At 58.3% G+C, this 769-nt stretch carries 1 pseudogene; it reads left to right on the top strand.

The window, feature by feature from the left end:
- Positions 1–528 precede the first annotated feature (528 nt).
- Positions 529–769 (top strand): annotated as a pseudogene (locus G7025_RS26585) (ribonucleotide-diphosphate reductase subunit beta); the annotation flags it as partial.

Genomic DNA, 769 nt, shown 5'->3' with positions numbered 1-769 from the left:
AAAAAGGAAGGAAAGTATTAATATCGCGCATAAGAACGCCGGTTTTTTAGATGTGTTTGCTCGCACGAACATCATCCATCAAATCGGCGTTCTTGTTTCTATGTTTCCCGGGATTCCGTGAAGAACCCAATAAATAGCCCACCGCCCGTCAAAAATTTCCTACCCCATCAACCCCCCGCAAACCCTCACTCTGGCTCAAATAGCCGCCTTTTTGTCTCTGATCCGAGACCATCCGCCGCAACACAAAGCCGAATTTTTCCCTATAATGCGCGGGTAAATCGGGCCTGCAATATCCCTTTACACAGGGACGAAGAGCCAGACCTGAGGCCACCGCCGGAGCTTGCACCTGTTGCTCCGCCCCTCAAGCCTCACGCAGAGCACCCGTTACGCAATTTCCGTTTAATGCCTGCGCGAGCTGTTGCAAGAAACGATTCCTTAAGATCCACCGCGGCCCGAGAGCCGTGTGAACACCCAACCATCCGGTTTCACACGGGCACCTTGGAGCCCTCACGCAGGAGACGACACGTCATGCTGAGCTGGGACGAATTCGACAAAGAAGATGAAGGCGAAGTAGCCACCAAAGGCGCCAACGCCGGCCACGCCACCGAAGCCAACATGGACCGCCTCGACGGTGCCGGCGCCGCCGCCGCCATCGAAGCCCGCGCCGTCACCGCCAGTGACTCCGCCGCCATCGTGCGCGCCAAGGCCGCCCTGGACAAACTCGACGTCGCCGAAGGCCTCGCCGAACTCGAAGGCGCCTCCGCCCGCG

The sequence above is a fragment of the Pseudomonas lurida genome, assembly GCF_013522705.1.
In the GTDB taxonomy this organism is placed as follows: Bacteria; Pseudomonadota; Gammaproteobacteria; order Pseudomonadales; family Pseudomonadaceae; genus Aquipseudomonas; species Aquipseudomonas quebecensis.
The sequence above is the reverse complement of the archived record's forward strand: the minus strand, read 5'-3'. Positions and strand labels throughout refer to the sequence as shown.